This window comes from Paenibacillus sp. FSL P4-0127, from assembly GCF_038007325.1.
In the GTDB taxonomy this organism is placed as follows: Bacteria; Bacillota; Bacilli; order Paenibacillales; family Paenibacillaceae; genus Fontibacillus; species Fontibacillus macerans.
This window is the reverse complement of the sequence record NZ_JBBOWY010000001.1, coordinates 74,465-91,358: the sequence shown is the minus strand read 5'-3', so window position 1 is coordinate 91,358 and position 16,894 is coordinate 74,465. Positions and strand designations below refer to the sequence as shown.

12 protein-coding genes are annotated in these 16,894 nt (G+C 54.4%); 8 read left to right on the top strand and 4 right to left on the bottom strand.

The window, feature by feature from the left end; genetic code table 11:
* Positions 1–699: 699 nt before the first annotated feature.
* The gene (locus NYE74_RS00325; RefSeq protein WP_036626629.1) at positions 700–1,113 is read right to left on the bottom strand and encodes a hypothetical protein; all 414 of its coding nucleotides are present in this window, start codon (positions 1,111–1,113) and stop codon (positions 700–702) included.
* Positions 1,114–1,336: 223 nt separating this feature from the next.
* Here NYE74_RS00325 and NYE74_RS00320 point away from each other — a divergent pair, with 223 nt between their 5' ends.
* From NYE74_RS00320 to NYE74_RS00290, 7 genes are all read left to right on the top strand, one after another.
* Entirely contained in the window at positions 1,337–2,005 is a 669-nt protein-coding gene (locus NYE74_RS00320; RefSeq protein WP_227872878.1) for an MOSC domain-containing protein, read from the top strand.
* A 242-nt stretch (positions 2,006–2,247) separates the two neighbouring features.
* A complete protein-coding gene (locus tag NYE74_RS00315) occupies positions 2,248–6,213 on the top strand; it encodes a copper amine oxidase N-terminal domain-containing protein (RefSeq protein WP_063836340.1) in 3,966 nt (1,321 codons plus the stop codon).
* A 240-nt stretch (positions 6,214–6,453) separates the two neighbouring features.
* The gene (locus tag NYE74_RS00310; protein WP_036626628.1) at positions 6,454–7,413 is read left to right on the top strand and encodes a phosphotransferase; all 960 of its coding nucleotides are present in this window, start codon (positions 6,454–6,456) and stop codon (positions 7,411–7,413) included.
* A gap of 75 nt (positions 7,414–7,488) precedes the next feature.
* The gene (locus NYE74_RS00305; protein WP_036626627.1) at positions 7,489–8,487 is read left to right on the top strand and encodes a glycosyltransferase; all 999 of its coding nucleotides are present in this window, start codon (positions 7,489–7,491) and stop codon (positions 8,485–8,487) included.
* Positions 8,484–9,302: a GNAT family N-acetyltransferase gene (locus NYE74_RS00300; RefSeq protein WP_124332831.1), complete on the top strand. Its 819-nt coding sequence runs from the start codon at positions 8,484–8,486 to the stop codon at positions 9,300–9,302. The genes NYE74_RS00305 and NYE74_RS00300 overlap by 4 nt, the downstream gene beginning before the upstream one ends.
* A 212-nt stretch (positions 9,303–9,514) precedes the next feature.
* On the top strand, positions 9,515–10,417 hold the full coding sequence (locus NYE74_RS00295; protein WP_341004541.1) for a polysaccharide deacetylase family protein: 903 nt from the start codon (positions 9,515–9,517) through the stop codon (positions 10,415–10,417).
* 57 nt (positions 10,418–10,474) lie between these two features.
* A complete protein-coding gene (locus tag NYE74_RS00290; RefSeq protein ID WP_036626625.1) occupies positions 10,475–11,773 on the top strand; it encodes an MFS transporter in 1,299 nt (432 codons plus the stop codon).
* Positions 11,774–11,906: 133 nt separating this feature from the next.
* Here the strand turns inward: NYE74_RS00290 and NYE74_RS00285 are convergent, their stop codons facing one another.
* Together NYE74_RS00285 and NYE74_RS00280 are read right to left on the bottom strand one after the other, a co-directional pair.
* Positions 11,907–13,664 carry a putative bifunctional diguanylate cyclase/phosphodiesterase gene (locus NYE74_RS00285; protein WP_316560731.1) on the bottom strand — a complete coding sequence of 586 codons (1,758 nt, stop codon included), beginning with the start codon at positions 13,662–13,664 and terminating at the stop codon, positions 11,907–11,909.
* A 152-nt stretch (positions 13,665–13,816) separates the two neighbouring features.
* Positions 13,817–14,797: a LuxR C-terminal-related transcriptional regulator gene (locus NYE74_RS00280; protein WP_036626624.1), complete on the bottom strand. Its 981-nt coding sequence runs from the start codon at positions 14,795–14,797 to the stop codon at positions 13,817–13,819.
* Positions 14,798–15,075: 278 nt separating this feature from the next.
* Here NYE74_RS00280 and NYE74_RS00275 point away from each other — a divergent pair, with 278 nt between their 5' ends.
* Positions 15,076–16,242, top strand: a complete 1,167-nt coding sequence (locus NYE74_RS00275; RefSeq protein WP_036626622.1) for an HD-GYP domain-containing protein — start codon at positions 15,076–15,078, stop codon at positions 16,240–16,242.
* 394 nt (positions 16,243–16,636) lie between these two features.
* Here NYE74_RS00275 and NYE74_RS00270 read toward each other — a convergent pair whose 3' ends face one another.
* Positions 16,637–16,792, bottom strand: a complete 156-nt coding sequence (locus tag NYE74_RS00270) for a hypothetical protein (protein WP_164815297.1) — start codon at positions 16,790–16,792, stop codon at positions 16,637–16,639.
* Between the last annotated feature and the right edge of the window lie 102 nt (positions 16,793–16,894).

Here is a 16,894-nt window from a genome sequence, read left to right as displayed (position 1 = left end):
ACGGTTGTAGCAGCGGCTATTTTCCGAAAAAAGCCCCTTTCGAAATTCTAACGGTTGTGAACGCCGTTATTTGCCTGAATCAAGGCATAAATAGCCGGATTTCAGTGAAATAAGCGCTATGGCAACCGTTAGATTTTGAAATCAACGTTTTTGGAACAAATAACGCTTGTGGCATCCGTTAGAAAATTTGTATGGATAGAGAATGTATCTTTGTCAGATCAGATTTGATGCAACGCTAGTGCCTAACCGCTTAATTTTGACGAAATGCCGAAATAAGGTTGGTTACTTCGGTCCGTTAGCCCGCCCCGGGTACTTCGAATCGTTTTGTCCAACAACTGTCCAGCCCCTGTGCAACACCTGTGTAATACTCGTGCAATACTCGTGCAATACCCGTCTAGCCCCGATTCCGGTTTTTGACCCCCAAAATAAGCGCAAAAAAGGGCGTTATTTCCTGCGGTTTTGAGGTTTTGCACACAATAATGGAAAATTATTCCTTTATTTGCGTGGCGGGTAAGGCCATTTGCCGGTTATTCGCTCCGATAGAGAAAATAAGAATAAAAAATTCCACTATTGCCGTCAGCGCGCACCCAATTGCCGAAATAGGAGCAAAAAGTTCCTCTATTTTCCTCGAATGAGTTTAGACAGGGGGGAGCTTTAGACGATGGATTTAAACGGTGCGCCGCCCCGCCAAAGTGACGGTTAAGTCAATATCCTGTACTTGCTGTGCACGCTGCCCGAGATGAGCTCGGGGAGTTCCCGGAGCTGCTGTTCGTACGCTTCCTGCGTCAGGCTCCCCTGCTCCAGCCGCTGCCGCAGCTGCTCCTGCATTTCCTTGACTTGCAGGGCGATGACGCTGTCTGCGTCCTGGCCATGGGCTTCGGCGATATCGGCCAGCGACCGGCCTTCAAGCAGGGAATCGTAGATCTCCTTGTCCGAAGAGACGCCAAGCACATCGTTCAACTCACTCTGGGGGCTCAGCGTTGCGGTGCTAAGACTGGACGCCTTGGAGGCTTGAGCCGCAAAGGCGATGCTGGCCAGGTAACCGGACAAGCTTGGGGTGATGGTAATGACAACGGCCATGGTGCCGACGATGACGACTTTTTTCAGTTTCATATGAGAGATCCTCTCCGATCGGGTAGTTGGATTGCTGTTTGAATTTGTCATAACTATTATTATTACGAATAAGCCCTTCAAGAAGTTTCAGCTGCTTTTCCGGATTCAGGGTGGTGTTGGTGCAAGAGTAGTCGGTATAATGGGTTTCATGAGCTGTCCGGACAGAGGCCAAACGGCAGGGGGAAGCGGATTTATTTTCAAAGCAGGAGGGAATGGTGCGGTTATGACGGAACAAATGACGGAACAAATGATGGTCCGGTCGATCAATGTGGGAAAACCGGTGCAGGTGGAGCATCACGGCAAGGAAATCGCGACAGGGATATACAAAACCCCGGTTTCCGGTCCGCTGTATCTGTCGGCGATGAATTTTGCGGGGGACGGTCAGGCCGATCTCGTTCATCATGGCGGTACGGATAAAGCCGTTTGCGTTTATCCATTCGAAAGATACGCGTATTGGGAGCGGGAGCTAGGGAAGACGCTGGCTTTCGGCGCTTTTGGCGAAAATTTAACGACGGAGGGGATGCTGGAGGACGATATTTGCATCGGAGATATGTTCCGGCTGGGCGAGGCGGTCGTGCAGGTCAGCCAGCCGAGACAGCCATGCTTCAAATTGGGCGTCAAACATGGAATGCCCGAGCTCCCCTTGCAAGTCCAGCAGACCGGTTATACCGGCTACTACTTTCGGGTGGTACAGGAGGGACAGGTCGTTCCCGGCGATTCGCTAATATTGACCGAAAGGCATCCTGCGGGCGTGACGCTGTCTTTTGCCAATCGGATCATGTTTTTGGACAAAGAAAATGCCGATGGTCTGAAGCGCATTTTGGAGGTGGACGCACTATCGGCCAGCTGGCGCGAGACGTTGACCGTCCGGCTTCAGCGGGCAGAAGCCTAGTGAACGGACGGAGCGGAAAAATACATATGCCGATTTAACCCGCCGAGGAAGATCCGCTTTCCCTTTTTTGAAAAGGGAGGGCGGATCTTTTGCTTCATCTAATGCCGGTGAAACCGAACCATACCGCCAAAATTTTTTTTTGGCAAAAACCCAAAAACGGAAACTTTTTTCCGTTCCGGTTCGTCTTTGATTAGTGAGGAATGATTTTCCATATGATGATTAGGAGTTTGGAGGATGAGTTCGTGAAAAAAATCTGGACTGGAATTTTTGCTGCGATAATAGCGGTTCCGCTGCTGCAACCGCCGCCTGCTCAGGCGGCCAAACCGATCTCCGTCTATATTGACGGCAGCCGGCTGGCGACAAAGCAGGCGCCGATTGCCATTAAAGGCCGGGTAATGCTGCCAATGCGTGCTATTTTCGAAGCGCTGGGCGCATCGATCAATTGGAACCAGAAATCGCAAACGGTAACGGCGAAAAAGAACGGAAAGACGATCAAGCTCAAAATCAAAGCGAAAACGGCGACCATCGGCAACAAAACCGTAAAACTTGATGTTCCGGCGCAAAACTTAAGGGGCACAACGATGGTTCCCGTACGTTTCGTCACCGAGGCGCTGGGTGAAAAAGTGGGTTATACCAACAAAACGAAAATCGTCACAATCACCACGTCGGGCTCCCGCGGAAGTGGCGGCAACGGTGGCAATAGTGGCAACGGTGGTAACGTCGGAGGCGGCGGCAACGTGACCTTGCCGAGCCCGGTAGCCAACGTTTCAGCGCGTGACATCGGGGACAACGGGGACGGCCGCGACTTGGAAGTCCGTTTCTCCAAAGCCTACAACGAATCGAATATAGACCATTACCGTGTTCTGATCGTTAAATCGGCCAATTCGTCTCAATTCGGTCTGGCTGCGGCGCGAAACGTAACTTCAGGAAACTATACGACCCTGTATCCTAACGGTTCGGATCAGGTGCTCACGCTTACGTCCAACTCGCGGGATGTGGACGGTGATTATATCCGGGAAGACCAATCTTATGTCGCGATCGTATTGTCGGTAGGAAAAACGAGCGGCCAAATTGCCATGTCGAGCACTTCACAGGTCGTTACGCTGCAGCGTGACTCGTCGGTAGCGGCGCCTACGAATGTCAGAGTCTCCGATATCGGCGATTACGGTGACGGCCGCGATCTGCGCGTCGAGTTTACCCGGGCGCAAAATGAGAGCGACATTGCGAACTACCGTGTGTTCGTCGTGAAGACTGCGGACGCGAACAAATTTGACCTAAGCAAGGCAAACAACGTGTCAAATTCTTATTCAACGGTCGTATACAAGTCCGGGAGCAGCCAAACGCTTAGCGTGGATCTTACTTCGTCTTCCCGCGACACGTCCGGGGATTATATCAAAAACGGAACAGCGTACACCGTATTTGTGATGTCGGTCAGCAACAATACGGGCGTTAAAGCCAACAGGCTGTCGGCGGCATCTTCTTCAATCAGGCTGGATAGCGGCTCCTTGAATTACCCCGTAGTCACCGATGTGGAGGACGTGAACGATTATGGGGACGGCCGGGATTTGCAAGTGAGCTTTTCAAAAGTGAACGATGAGGCCAAAATCGGCTCTTACCGGATTTTTGTCGTGAAAAGCAAAAACTACAGCGACTTTACCCTGTCGAAGGCGAATAACGTATCGAGCTCCAATTATACCCAGGTCAGCAAAACGGGGTACAACATTAACGATTACCGCTTGTCCTCCAGCGCCAGGGACGTCGACGGAGATTATATCCGCAATGATGTAAATTACCGGGTGTTCGTCATGGCGGTAGGAAACGGGTCAAACGCCAACGTCCTGTCCTCGGCATCAAGCTCGATAACGCTGGTTAACGGCTACAGCGGAGGCAATAACGGCAGCGGCAAAAACGGTAAGGTTGATATCGTTTCGAATCTGACGGTCAGTGACGTGGACAATTATGGGGATGGCCGCGATCTGCGGGTAGAGTTCTCCCGGGCTTCGGATGAGTCGTACATCGACCAATACCGGATTATGGTCGTCAAATCGTCGAATGCGAGCAGCTTTACTTTGTCCAAGGCGAATGATGTTTCCAGCAATAACTATACGCGCGTCTACAAGGGCGGAAAAACGTTGTCGCAGGTGCTGAGCTCAAGCGCCCGTGACGTCAACGGAGATCTGATTAAACAGGATGTAAGTTACAAGGTGTTTGTCCTGTCGGTAGGCAAAAGCGGTTACTCCAACGCGCTGTCCTATGCATCCAGCGAGATTACGCTGAAGAATGACAAAAGAGCGGGGACCGTTTCGAATCTGAAGGTCAGCGATGTGGCGGATAACGGCAACGGCAGTGACCTGCGCGTCGAGTTCACCCGGGCTTCGGATGAATCGTACATCGACCAATACCGGATTATGGTTGTCAAATCGTCGAAGGCGGGCAGCTTTACTTTGTCCGATGCGAATAACGTTTCCAGCAATAACTATACGCGTGTCAACAAAGGCGGAACTACACTGACGGAAGTACTAAGCGCAAGCGCCCGTGACGTTGACGGGGATCTGATTAAAGAAGGCGTAAGCTACAAGGTGTTTGTCCTGTCGGTAGGCAAAGGCAGCTCGGGAACGAACGCGCTGTCGAGTGCATCGAGCGACATTACGCTGACGAAGCAAGTTACCATTGGGGCCGTTTCGAACCTGACGGTAAGCGACGTGGGCAATAATGGCAACGGCAGTGACCTGCGCGTCGAGTTTACCCGGGCCTCGGATGAGTCGTACGTCGATCACTACCGGATTATGGTCGTCAAATCATCGAAGGCGGGCAGCTTTACTTTGTCCAATGCGAATAACGTTTCCAGCAATAACTATACGCTTGTCAACAAAGGCGGAAATACGTTAACCAAAGTGTTGGATTCGAATGCTCGTGACGTTGACGGGGATCTGATTAAAGAAGACGTAAGTTATAAGGTATTCGTCCTGACGGCAGGCGGCGGCAATTACTCAGGCACAAACGCGCTGTCCGCAGCATCCGGAGAGATCACGTTACCTAAGAAAGCCAATATTGAGGCTGTTTCGGACCTGAAGGTCAGCGATGTGGGAGATAAGGGGAACGGCAGTGACCTGCAGGTATCGTTTACCCGGGCCTCGGATGAGTCATACGTCGATCATTACCGGATTATGGTCGTCAAATCATCGAAGGCGGGCAGCTTTACTTTGTCCAAAGCGAATGACGTTTCCAGCAATAACTATACGCGTGTTATCAAAAGCGGAAATACACTGACGGAAGAACTGAGCGCAAGCGCCCATGACGTTGACGGGGATCTGATTAAAGAAGGCGTAAGCTATAATGTGTTCGTCCTGACGGTAGGCAGCGGCAATTACTCGGGCCCGAACGCCTTGTCTTCGCCATCCAGCGCGATTACTTTGAAGACTGAAGTTAAAGTCATAGAGGCCGTGACCGGATTGCATTTCGACATCATCGGGAATAAGGGCACAGTTAACGATATCTCCGTTGGATTCAATAAGTTGAACGACGAAAGCAAAGTGGAGGAGTACCGAATTATGGTCGTGCCGGCAGCCAAAGCCGCAAGCTTTAAAGTGGCGGATGCCAACGACGTAACGCTTACGGACAATTACACCCAGGTAAAACCGAACGGGTCCAATGTCCAGCTCACACTGCAGAAAGACAAAGACGCATCCGGCGATCCAATCAAAGCAGGGACGAATTATCGGTTGTTCGTGCTCACGGTAACGAAAGCGGGCTCCGGATACGAAAATGCTTTGTCCGCCGCGTCAAATCAATTTACTTTACCAGCGAATTCGGAGGAGGTAACGGTTCCGAAAGTAAGCCAGGCGTCGGTACAAGCCGATGGTTCCGAGATATCGGTGAGCTTCACTGCGCCGCAAGGCGATGAATATATCGCTTCCTACGTTATTTTCGCCGTTCCATCCGGCGGTTCCATCGATCTTGCGTCGGCTAAGGCGTCTATGGATAAAGGCACTAAGGTACTCAAAGCAGGACCGTTTACCAACATTAAGCTTACTCAGGATTTCGCAGGTCAAGCGATTAACAGTCAGTCGGCCTACAGCATCTATTTTTTGTCGGTACCCGATATGACAAATGCGAAGCAATATAATTTATCCGCATCTTTTGCCTATCCGAAGGTCCAGGCAGCCCAGCCTGCAAGAACGGCGAAGCCGACCAAGCAAGCGAAGTGATGCCGTGCCAGGCAGGATAATAATCAAGACCAAAGAGCGGCCCAATATTTTGGGCCGCTCTTCGTGCGTTGGATTAAACTTACGGAATTTGCGGCAACCGTTTGACATTCTTTTCAAATTTTATGTACCCTAGTAAGAAAAACACCTATCGCTATACCTTCAAAGAAGACAGACCGCGTTCAGCGATAGTTTGCGATTGTATTTTAAGGACACGCAGGGAAAAGAAACGGGAGCCGCATGATGGGGAATTTGTACGAATATGTTCGGGCGGAAGGAACGCTCGACGACAGCAAAATACGGAGAAGAGAGCCGCTTTACCGGGGGATGAACGGCAGGTTTGTGGAGCGCTTTTATCCGGCGAAGGGGCAAAGCTGCATTTTTAAGCCGTTAACGAACGGCGAGTCGATCGATCGTGAAATTTGGGTGTATAGACATGTGCTGCCCTTTTTCCCGCCGATTTATCCGCAGATGCTGGCGACCTCCGGGGAGGGCAAGGGAGCGGCCGGCTGGGCGATTTTTGAGGATCTCGGCGCCCTGGGACACGCGTATCGATTGGAGAATGCTTTGAAGGTTGCACAGCGGATGGCGTGGTGGCATAGCCTTCCGGCGGCCGAATGGAGCGGTTTGTCCATGCAGGGGCCCAAGCCCGGCATCGAGACCATCGCCGCCGAGCTTTTGGACCGGCAAAACGAGGCCGCCGCAGTTTTAAGCGAGCTTGGGCTTGGCCAGCCGGCGGGAATATTCGCCGCGGCCCGCGCGGCTCGCGCGGGGGAGCGGTTTGGCGGACCGCGGGTGTTGTCGCACGGCGATCTCCACCAAGGGAATTACGCCGTCACGGACGAGGGGCGGCTGTATATTTTGGATTGGGAACACGCCCACCTGAGCTCTCCGTTTTGGGATCTCTTTCACCTGATCGATATGTCGCATCCGATGTTTGCCAAGCGTATGACCGCTTCCGACCGGGAGCGGATTCTTGGCGAGTACCTGGGACAAGCCCGGCTTTACGGGGCCGAGTGGGAGCGGGGGGCGTTCGTCCGCGAATACGGGAGCTTTGCCGCGCTTTTCGCCCTTTGGATGCTGCTGCTGATTCAAAGCGATCTTAAGCGGGCGGAATGCGTTTGGCCCCGGGAACGGCTGCTGGCGCAGCAGGAAGAAACGGCGGCCAATTTGGCCGGCTGCATGGTTCTTATGGGCAGTTAGCGCAAGCTTGGATAGATGGAAGTTTGCAAGCATCACAACACAAGGTAATTGACACAGAAAATAAGGCGGGATCATATGAAAAAAGTCGGTTTGGTCATGCGGAAAATCCAGTTTACGGAAGCGCAGGGGCCTCGCGTGTTTGCGGAACGGCTGCGCAACATCGCGGCGGAGCTTGGCGTCGAGATCGTGTTTATTTCTCCGGAGCGCCATGTCAGCGGACATGACTGGATTCCGGGTTACGAGCATGAAAAAGGGGATTTGGTCAACTATGACATCGTGCTGGACCAAATTTACGCAGAGGGGATCGAGCACGTGATCTATACGGTCTCCGGGTTTACGTTTCTCAAAATGTTCATCAAAAACAGCGTGCTGTTCCCGCACAGCTTTCCCGATCCGGCGCTGACCGGCTACGAAATGATGAAGCCGTTTTACGGGATCGTGGACAAGGCGGTCGTGCAGACGGAGTTTTTGTGGCGGCAGCTTCGTGACGTGTTCGGGGTGACGGACGTCGACGTGATCCCGATCGGCTTTGACGAGACGCTGGCGCGGAAGCATTTTGATCCGGCGGCCATCGTGGACAACCGGGTGCTTTGGATCGGCCGGGACGAGGAGAACCGGCGCCCGGATCTGGTGCTGGAGTATGCGCGGCAGAACCCGGACAAAGATGTCGTCATGGTTTTCGGCGGGGCGCGTTACCGGGAGAGTGTGAAAAAATACGACATCCCCGGCAACGTAACCCTGAGGTTCGCTTTGTCCCAGGATGAGATTTTCGCCTTGATGAATTCAGCCAAGGTGTATTGGAGCTGCTCGAAATTCGATACCTTTGCCATGCCGCTGACGGAAGCGCTGGCGATGGGGAAAATCGTCGTCAAACCCGAACATCCCTGCTACGACCATATCAGCTCCCGCCACGCCTTTGCGGGCAACGAGCAAAACTGGTTCGAGCTGGTCAATATGGCGGCGGCCGCGCCGCAGAGATTCTCCGCCGACAACCGCGAGTACGCCTTTGCGAAGTTTTCGGCCACGGTGATGAAGCGGGGCTACCGGGACTTTTTTGCGGGGTGGTTGAAATGAGCGGACGGATGGCACATAGCGCCCTGGGTCACCGGCTTGAGGAGTTGGCTGCGAGCGGCTGGCCGCCGCGCGAATCGCGGCGTCTAGGCTCCTGGCAGCTTCGAGCCAATGGCGGCGTAACGAGGCGGGCCAACAGCGTGCTTGCCGCAGGCCCGTTCCCGGAAGGGGATTGGCTGGAGGAGGCGGAGCGTTTCTATCGCGACCGGGGGCTGCCGCCTTGCTTTCATGTGAGCGATTTTTCGCCTCCGGAGTTGGATAGTCTGCTCGCGGCTGCGGACTATGAAGAGGCGATGCACTGCCTGATGCTGGCGGCTTCCTGCCGGGAAATCATAAACCGCGCCGCAGACTTGGGGCTTGTTTGCTCCGCTATGGCCGCGGCGGAAGGGACAGAGGAATTCCGTTTCCCTGGAACCGGGGTCATCCTTGCGCCGGAGGTGAGCGAGCCGTGGTTGGACGATTTTTTACGGATGGAAGGGTTTCCCGAATCACGGCGTGAAGGCTACAGGTCGATCTTTGCCGCTATGCCTTCCCCTAAAGCGTTTGTTGCGATCGTAGATCAAGGGGAGCCCATAGCGGTGGCCACGGCGGTGGTCGAGGCCGGCTGGGCCGGAATCAGCAATGTTATCGTCGATCCGCGCCACCGCCGCAAGAGAGCGGCCGCCCGGATGCTGCTTGCCCTCGCGGCCTGGTCGGCCGAAGCGGGGGCGGAAGGCATGTATCTCCAGGTGCTTGAGAAGAACGCCCCGGCGCTGGAGCTCTACGGGAAACTTGGTTTTGCCGCCGTGTCGGGATATCATTACCGGATTGGCAAATAGCGGGAAAAGGGAGAGTTCGATCGTGCGATCTTTTGGCCGCTCATTGCGAGCATCCGCTTGGGGGCTGCAAGCAGGAATGTTCGGGTGGGCGGACGAATACATTTTCAGGAAGAGCAGACTTGATCTAAGGGTATCCTTGGAACGGCAACCGTGATTTCCACTCACAATGTAAGCGCTTCGACAAAATCCACTGACGAAACGGAGGCTTTGCGATGACATTGGCCGAGCAGTTGGGATATGAACCGGGAGCGAAGCTGCTGATCGTTAACGCCGATGACTTCGGCATGTGCCATGCCGAAAACGCGGCTATCATGCAGCTGCTTGAGGAAGGGGCCGTATCCTCGGCCACCGTGATGATTCCTTGCGGCTGGGCCAAGGAGGCGGCGGCCTGGAGCGCCGCGCGTCCCGAACACGATGTCGGCGTGCATTTGACGTTTACCAGCGAATGGAGCGGCTATAAATGGGGACCGGTCACGAGGAACGGCGATGTCAGCACGCTTGTGACGGAGGAGGGGTATTTTCCCGCCGATATCGCCGCGTTTGAACGGCAGGCCGCACGCCATCACGTGCGCCTGGAGATGGTCAACCAGGTTGAAACGGCGCTGGCGCTGGGGCTTGCGCCAACCCACCTCGACAACCATATGGGCAGTTTGTACGGCCTTGCGACCGGACATCATTTCCTTGATGCAGCGTTTGAGGTTTGCGCCCGCTATGAGCTGCCGTTCCGCATGCCTCGCGCGCTGCTCGATCTCGGCAAGCTGCCGGCGGAAGCCGCCGCAATGGCCCGGCAAGCCGCCGAGCTCGCCGACCGGATGGGCGTCGTGATCCTCGACCATTTGATCGGCCTTCCCTTCGGCAAGCAGCCGGGGGAAACGTACGAAAGCTATAAACGGGACATGATCCGTGTGTTGCGGTCCCTGCAGCCCGGCGTTTCCGAGTTGATTATTCATCCGGCTTTGGCGTCGGAGGAATTGAAGGCTATTCACGGGGAATGGGAGAAGCGGCAGTGGGATTTTGACTTGTTTCGCGATCCTGAGGTGCGGGAAACTATCCGTTCGGAAGGGATCGTCATGATCCGGTGGCGGGATTTGCGGAAGCTGCAGCAACGACGTTAGGGCGGGTGAACGGCCCGGAACGGTTGAAGCGCATTAACCCAACGGGGAGGGGAACGGATGAAGCGATCCAACGCCAGGGCATCCGGACCGGAGCTGCGGATAGTGGCCTACAGCTCGGGCAATCTGGCCGTGAATCTGCTGTCGCAAGCGTTTGCGGCCTATCTGGTCTATTATTATGTGGATGTGCTTGGCGCGCGCCCGGCGTGGATCAGCCTGGCCATGGTGGCGCATGGCGCCCTGAACGCGGTGCTGAACCCGCTCCTCGGCCATATGTCCGACCGGACGCGGACGCGCTTCGGGAGGCGCATCCCTTATATCGCGTTCGGGCTGCTTCCGCTGGCCGCGGTTTTCGCCGCCCTTTGGATCCCCCCGGCGGCGGGCGACGCCGTTCTTCCTTATTTCGTCGCGACCGTCTTTTTGTACGATGCGCTGTTCGTAACGGTTGTGCTGAATTATTCCGCCTTGTTCCCGGAAATGTTCCCAACGATGGAGGAGCGCGCCTATGTTTCGTCATGGCGGCAGATGCTTGGCATCGTCGGCATGATCATCGGCGTCGCGCTCCCGCCGCTGGTGTACTCGCAAATCGGCTTCGGGGCCATGGGCGCGGTGTTTGCCGCGGTCGCCGCCGCCTTTTTGGCTATGTCGCTTTGGGGAAGCCGGGAGACGAATCCCGGCTCCCTCCAGGCGTCGTTCCGCCTGCCGGCGGCCATTCGCCATACGCTCACCAACCGCGCTTTTATGCTGTACGTCCTCGGCAGCTTTCTCGTCCAGTTTACGTTTGCGCTGCTGCCCGCCGGGATTCCGTTTTTTACGAAGTATGTCCTGGAACGGGAAGAAAGCTTCAATACCGTGCTGCTCGGCGCCATATTCCTAACGGCCGTCCCGTCCGTATTCGCGTGGGGGCGGATCACGGCAAAATCGGGGCCGCGGCGGGGAATTATGGCGGCGGCCGGCTGCTATTTGATCGCTCTGCTCCCGTTTAGTCTCGTAACGGGAAACGTTAGCGTTATCGTTGCCGCCGCCGTCGGGTTCGGCCTGGCCGGGCTGCTGGTGCTGCTGGACGTGATGCTGTCCGAGGTGATCGATGAGGATGAGCGAAGGACGGGGGCCCGCCGAGAAGGAATGTATTTTGGAATGAACGGGTTTATCGTTCGCTGGGGGGTGTCCCTGCAGGCCGGATGCTTGGGCTTGATATTGGAGATGAGCGGTTACGCCGCGCATCAAGCGACGCAGCCCGGTTCCGTGATTTCCGGCATCCGCTGGATGATGAGCGGCATTCCCGCCGCCTCCATGCTGCTGGCCCTCTGCCTGTTTTACTTCTATCCAATCGGGAAAAGCCGGACCAAGCGACGCTGATCATAGACTCTACGCGGACTCTAACCGAAAGACGCTGACCGTTCCCCGTTCTCATCCAAATACGCCGAAGTATAAAAAAACGGCAAGGCCGAGAGGAACTTTATTCCGCCCGCCTTGCCGTTATCTTTTAAATCTAAGCCGAATCCATGTGATCCAGCGGCTTTATTTTTCGCTCCTTCAACAATTTTTCCATATCGGAAACGTTTAAAGGGCGGCTGTAATAAAACCCCTGAATTTGGTCGCAGCCATGCTTTTGCAGAAAATCGAATTGTTCCTTCGTTTCCACCCCTTCGGCCAAAACCGTCATGCCCAGCGACTTCCCCAATTGAATGATCGAGAGCAGCAGCAGGCTGTCCCGTTCGGAGAAAGGGGTTTCCTGGATGAACGCCCGATCGATTTTCAGTACCTGCAGCGGCAGGGACTTCAAATAGTTGATGGAGGAATAACCTGTGCCGAAATCGTCGACGGAGAGGGAAATTCCCCGCTCCTGCAAGGCGACCAGCGTTTCTCTGATGATCACCGGATTGTTCAGCAGCGACTCCGTGACCTCCAGCTCCAGATACTGCGGCGCCAGCCCCGTTTCCTTCAGCACGTTCTCGACGGTGCGCAAAAACTGGGGATGCCTGAATTGGACAGCGGATACATTTACGGAGATCGGCAGCTTCGGAAAGCCGTTGTCCTGCCATTGCTTGTTGGCCCGGCAGGCCTCGCGCAGCACCCATTCTCCCAACTCGACGATAAACCCGGTATCTTCGGCGATCGGAATAAACGTATTCGGCGGGATATAGCCCTGAACCGGGTCATTCCAGCGGATCAACGCTTCGTAACCGGTAAGGTTCACGGTGGCGGAGTCCACCTTGGGCTGGAAATGCAGTTCAAACTGCCCTTCCGCGAGCGCCCGGGCCATTTTTTGCTCTAAAGAAACACGTTCCAGCAGCTTGTCCATTAAGTAGTAGTCAAAATAGTGCGGTCCGTTAAGCGCTTCCTCCTTAGCTTCCTTAAGAGCAAGCTCGGCATGCTTTAACAATTGGGTAACATCGGGACCGTCGTCCGGGAAAAGGCTGATGCCCATGCCGAAACCGATTTGAATCTCTTCCCCGGCCAAAACGTAAGGCTCATGCAGCGCATCGCTCAGACCGAGCGCTAAAGTATGTATAAACAAAGGATCGGATATGTCGGAAACAAGCACGATAAATTCGTCGGCAAAGCTGCGGCACATCAACGTTTCTTCGGCGAAGGAGCTCCGCAGCCGGTCGGCGACCTGCCGGAGCAGTTCGTTTCCCGTGCTTTCCCCGTAGCTTTCATTGATATACCGGAACCGGTTCAGGTTGACGTGAAACACGGCCGCGGTTTTCTTCTCGGCTTCCGCCTTGAGGAGTTCAGCGTGCATCAATTCCCGGAAGCGGCTCATATTCAACAAATGGGTGATAGGATCCAAATTCGAGAGTTGGCGGATCTGCTCCGTAGAGGCTCTTCGTTCTTCTATCTCCTGGGTGACGTCTAACTGAAGCCCAATAAAATAGAGGGGTTGCCCATCCGAATCGAAAATGGGGCTAATGGTAAATTGGTTCCAAAAGGTGCTGCCGTCTTTCTTGTAGTTTTTGATCGTGACGGTTGACGATCGGCCGCTTAAGATCGCTTGGCGTATAACCTCCAACTGCTCTTTGTTCGTTTCCGCACCCTGAAGAAACCGGGGATTCCGCAGCAAAACTTCCTCGCGGGAATAACCGGTGATTTCCTCGAAGCCCCGATTTACGTATACGAGAGGGTTGTCCTGCAAACGAGGATCGGTAATCGCAAGCCCCACACCCATCAAATCGATGGCGCGCAGCAGCGCCGAGGCGTCGATGATTGACTCAAAACTGGATTGAAAGGCTAGCTGGTCGTCCACTTTTAAAAGCCTCCTCGAAATGAACCGCAAATGGTGTTAACAAGAACTCTGACGATGTCCGGCATACGGGAGAATATCCGTAACAAAACTTATATACTCATCATACATGCGTCATAAGGAGGAAAGCAATGGATTTCTTTAGTTACGGAAGTTCAGTCCATAAGCAGCTTTAGCAGCTGCGTCCGGTTGCTGGCCCCGACTTTTTGGAAAATCGAGCGCATATGTTTTTTGATCGTAACCTCGCTCAAAAACAACCTGGAAGCGATATCCCGATTGGTCAATCCTTCGGCGGCCAGCGCCGCAACCTCCTTCTCCCGGCGGGTTAAATCGGTGCGGGCGTAAATGACCTCCTCGGGCTTCGCTTTGGGGAGGTGCTCCAGGGAAGATCCCGGAGAAAGGAGGAGGTCTGCGGCAGACGGTTCCCCTAGTCCGGCCTCCGGTTCCCCGCCGTTTTCCCGGCCGCCGTATAAAGCCGTCAGCGCCAGCGGGTGTCCGTCGGTCTGTTTCCAGAGCCGGAAGATCAGTTCCTGGTCGGTGATGCCGCATCCGCGCAAATACGCAACAACGCTGCAGTAGTCCAAATTCCCCAAGGGCATCCGGTAAATGCTGCGTTTCCAGACCATGGAGTTCAGCCAATGCTCGGATAGCGGATTCCTCCCGGAGATGACGGTAAGACAGCCGGCTTTAATCTGCGGAAAAAAGAAATCGCGCAACCAGTCGTCCAGATCCTCTAGCAGTTCGTACGAATCGAGAAAGAGAATGGTCGGACCCGTTTCCGCTCTCCGCTGAATGGCTTCGATGGCGGCTCTGACGACAAAAGCGGGATCGGAAGAGGGAGGAAGCGTACCCAGAAGCCCGAGCTGCTTCAGTATTTGCCGGCAGAAATCAGCGGGCTTTGCCTTAAAACGGGCGGCATCCAGGGCAACGGTAGCGGCGCCTTGCCGGATGGCCTGTTTTTGGAATTCCTCGGCCAGGGCGCTTTTGCCGACCCCGGCGGCCCCATAGATGCTTATGATCCGTTCCATTTTCAAGTAGTGGCTCAAATAAACGGAAAAAGTCTCCAACTCCCATTCCCTGCCAAGCAAACGGGAGCCCCGCGCTGTGTCCGCCCTCTCATGCATTTGCATACTCATGGCTATTCACCCTCAAATTTCGTAGATATTTTCCATTTATCTTTAAGGATATCGTTGAATTATGTAAAGGAATAGTGACTTTTTGTATAGTCTTGTCGAAAAAGCGGGCTCTGAAAGTATACTTTGGGGTAATGTTCTCGGCTGTTATGACCATGATAAATTTGAATCTGTCGAATAGGAAGCTTCTGTGGTCTGGACTGCATTTAGCGAAACCTGAAGGGAGGCTGGATTTCGCCGCTTGCTGGCCGGCTTAGCTTGTTTAATAAAGAGGTGTTGCCATGAAACAGGTTCATATCGCCATGCTTGAGCCGGGGGACGTTTTGGCCGAGCCGATTTTGAATCAACGCGGAATCGTCATGTTGGGCCCGGGAACGGCGCTGACCGAAGTCCATATCAACCGTTTAAAAAAACTGGGGATCAAAGACGCGTGTATCGTCAATAAAGAGCCGCAGGAGAAAGGGCCTACAGCCAAAGCCGAGCTCCAATCTGCGCCAGCCGCCGAAGGCTCGCACACTCCCGTGCCTGTTCAGGAAATCAGAGATAAGTGGGAAAAGCGCCGGGAAATGAGGCAGGCCTTGATCCGGCTGGCCGACGCGGAGCTGGGGATCGGCCGGCCGTCGAGCCCGCAGATGGAGGAGCCGTTTCGCCGGATGTTCCGCAACACTTTATATGAGATTACGCGCCATGACGGGGTGGTTGACGGTTTGCTCCGCCTGGAGAGAGCCGACCCTTACTTGCTGGAGCATTCTTTTCACGTCACGGCGTATGCGGCTATTCTCGGTTTGGCAAATGGCTATGCCGGCGCCGAAATGCTCGAGCTATGCGTCGGATCGCTGCTGTTCGACATCGGGATGACGGAGCTGCCGGCCCATACTTTTAGCAGCACCGGCAGTCTGACCGGAGCCGAGCGGGCCGCGGTCAGGCTGCATCCGGAGGCAGGCCACCGCATCATCAGCCGGATGGAAGGGGTCTCCCCGCGCTCGGCATTATGCGCGCTGCAGCATCACGAACGGTTTAACGGCACGGGGTATCCCTCGCGGCTTAAACACGGGGAGATCGATGAATACGCGGAAATCGTGGCGATCGCCGATACGTACCACGCGCTGATCTCCCGCAGAAATTACCGGCTGGCTTATACGCCCGGAGAAGCGGTCGAATACTTGCTGGCCGCCGGAGACCGGTATTTCAGCCTCGATCTGATTCAAACCTACTTAAAGCATATCAGCATTTATCCTCTCTCCAGCGTAGTCAGGCTGAGCAGCGGCCAGTTGGGGGTCGTAACCTCCCTGGAAACGAGTCTGGTGCACCGGCCCGTGGTCAAAATTATCCGCGAAGCCGACGGCAGCCTCGTAAGCCCCCCCTACGAAGTGGATTTAATGCGCAAAACCGATCTGGTGATTTCCGGCTTGGTGGAAGAGACTGCGGGTGAGACCATCAAGGCGTAGCGGAGGATCATCAAAGCAAGAAGCCCCTTGATCAAAGGGGCTTCTTGCTTTGATGGGCCAATTCCTCTTTATACCTACCTTCGTTGATCAGTTCCAGCAGTGGGCCGTTTTTCACTAGGAAGAAGGGCGGTCCGATGAGATCAACTGCAAAAATGCATTTTGTTTTCCGTGAATTTGCGTTTTAGAGCGGTTGAAATGCAAAAATACATCTCTTTCAGGGCTATCTGATAAAAAAGTAGCTTTTGACCCGAAATGAAATGCACTTTCACATTTTACATCTGAACCACCTGTTTCGAGGAATTTCGACGAAAACCGCCTGCACTTTCGGCTTTTGCATTTCGTGGGATTTCCCCTCAGCGCGGTGTCGCGCTGCATGACGGCGGTCGACCACTCCTTATATCGCAACGTCGCAGGTCTCCGCCTGCATCATTTCCAGCTTCCGGATGATTTCCTTTTGCCATTGCTTGTCGCCTAGTTTAATGGCGAGATTCAGCAAATCGAGGTAATCGTCGGTGCACAGCGCTGTTTTTCTCCGAGCGGATAATCTCATCGCGGCCTTCAGCTCCTCCATTTATTATCTAATAATGATAATCATTATCATATGTCCTGATATCATTATGCATATTTGCCGGCCGGTTGTAAATACGCTATC